Source organism: Methylobacterium sp. WL103, assembly GCF_008039885.1.
In the GTDB taxonomy this organism is placed as follows: Bacteria; Pseudomonadota; Alphaproteobacteria; order Rhizobiales; family Beijerinckiaceae; genus Methylobacterium; species Methylobacterium cerastii.
In genome coordinates this window covers 1-2,167 of record NZ_VRUX01000667.1, presented here as the reverse complement: position 1 = coordinate 2,167, position 2,167 = coordinate 1, and the positions used below count along the sequence as shown (strand labels likewise).

2 protein-coding genes are annotated in these 2,167 nt (G+C 65.0%); one reads left to right on the top strand and one right to left on the bottom strand.

Annotation, left to right across the window (positions count from 1 at the left end; genetic code table 11):
- The first annotated feature begins 288 nt into the window (after positions 1-288).
- Complete coding sequence (locus tag FV222_RS23960; RefSeq protein WP_187277452.1) at positions 289-504, top strand: hypothetical protein; 216 nt, start codon at positions 289-291, stop codon at positions 502-504.
- Positions 505-1,151: 647 nt separating this feature from the next.
- Here FV222_RS23960 and FV222_RS23955 read toward each other — a convergent pair.
- A complete protein-coding gene (locus FV222_RS23955; protein ID WP_147815817.1) occupies positions 1,152-2,120 on the bottom strand; it encodes a D-2-hydroxyacid dehydrogenase family protein in 969 nt (322 codons plus the stop codon).
- Positions 2,121-2,167: the final 47 nt, after the last annotated feature.

Genomic DNA, 2,167 nt, shown 5'->3' with positions numbered 1-2,167 from the left:
TCGGATAACGAAGCTCGCTTCGATCGTAGCGGGTCCGGTTCTCAGTCGTCCACATCGGCAGCCTCCACACAGGCAGCCTTGAATCACAAACCCCTCACATCACTCAATATGTCGCCGGACAGACACTAAAACATTTTTTGAAGTCCGCAACGCACCGCTTAACATCTGCTCCGATTGGAGCCACGAAGCCGAAAAAAAGCTCGGGGAACGGAATTTCGGGGATCTGCGCAACCATCAGCTTCACGCTTCGTTCTTCACTTGCTATCAAGCCGTGGTCGAGGGTAGACCATGCATAGCCAAGCTCTGAGACGAGAACGTGCATTGACCGCCATTGAGAAGTCAATCCAAGCGACGCTTGATGCACATAGCGAATATATGGCTGTCTTGGATGCCAGATGGCGTGAGCGTGTCGCCACAAAATTTGCTGATGTGAGCGAAGAAGCTAGTGATTCGGCTTCCCTTGATGGGAGCGAGAACACGAAAGAGGCTTTTGTCGAGGCTTAATATTCTTGTGTGAGACTTACTTTAGTCCAAACCAATTTTTCTGCCCGCCTGCAACGCCTCGCACCACCCGATCCGCCTTCAAAGCTCGCAACATCTTCCATACTTACTAGGTATGCCCTGTCATAAGCCTCCTGTCGCGTGCGTCATGACACGTGAGCGGTAGGACTGAATGCGCGACTTCTCGGCTCATCATTAGCGCTGTAGCCTGTCTGAGCGTGTTTAGGATGCCCGGGTGAATCCGCCGCGCCCAAACAGCACCTCGCGCTTCTGGCGGGACGTGGCGGCATCTAGATCGCCCTCATATCCAGAACCAGGTCCAGGGCCGACACGTCGTTCTTGATCTCGGCGATCCGGTCGCGGAGCTTGGACGCCTCCCCGAACAGGTCGGACCACTTTGTCAGAAGCGCCGTGATCGGCTGGTTATAGGGCTCAGCACGGAAGCGGTGGCGGCGGTCGGGATCGGTTTTCCCGGGGCGCCGCAGGCGAGCCCAGAATCGCAGGTCGCACTTCAGCGAGCATGGTCGGCGGTTCTGGATTGCACGCCTTCGGCGCGGCCCTCGGGTGCGGGCGCTGCTTCGCAGCCTCGGACTGACGGGCCCTGGCTGGAGGGTGGTTCGCTTCATCGATCCCGGGCGGGACGCGGAGGCCTAGCCGATCACCCGCACCGGCGCACCGTCGAGAAACCCTTGGATGTCGGCTACCGCCTCGGTGAAGTAGGTGCGGTAGTTGGCCTCGCTGACGTAGCCGAGATGGGGCAGGGCGAGCAGGTTCGGCAGGCTGCGCCAGGGCGAGTCCGCCGGCAGGGGCTCGATCTCGAACACGTCGAGGCCGGCGCCGCCGATCCGGCCGTCCGCGAGGGCGGCCTGCAGCGCCGGGCCATCGACGAGGCCCGCCCGCGCAGTGTTGATCAGCAGGGCGTGCGGTCGCATCAGCGCCAAAGCCGCGGCGTCGACGAGTCCGCGGGTGCGGTCGCCGAGCACGAGGTGGAGCGAGACCACGTCGCTCTCGGCCATCAGCGCCGCCTTGGAGACTGAGAGCGCCACGCCGGCGTCGGCCGCCCGCGCCTCCGTGAGATTCGGGCTCCAGGCCGAGACCAGCATGCCGAAGGCCTGGCCGATCCGGGCGACGCGGGTCCCGATCTTGCCCAAGCCCAGCACTCCGAGGCGGCGGCCGGCGAGGTCGGCGCCGACGCTCGTCTGCCAGAAGCCGGCCCGCAGGGCGTTCGCCTCCGGCACGACGCGGCGGGCAAGCGCGAGGATCAGCGCCCAGGTCAGCTCCACCGGCGGCGCGGAGCCGCTCGCCGTGCCGCAGACGACGACCCCTTGGGCCTTGGCCGCGGCGAGGTCGATCGCGGCGTTGCGCATGCCGGAGGTGACGAGGAGCTCGAGCTTCGGCAGGCGCGCGAACAGGGCGGCCGGGAAGGGCGTGCGCTCGCGCATGATCACCACGATTTCGCAGTCGGCGATGGCCGCGACCAGCGCGTCCTGGGTCGTGAAGCCCTCGCGGAACGGGCGCAGCGCGACGCGGTCCCGGAGCGGGGACCAGTCCGCGAGGGTGGTGGCGACGCCCTGGTAGTCGTCGAGGATCGCGCAGGTGAGCGGGGTCGCCTCAAGCATGGGTCGCGTCCGATTTTTTAGGGCAAGGCGGGGGGCAAGACGGGGGG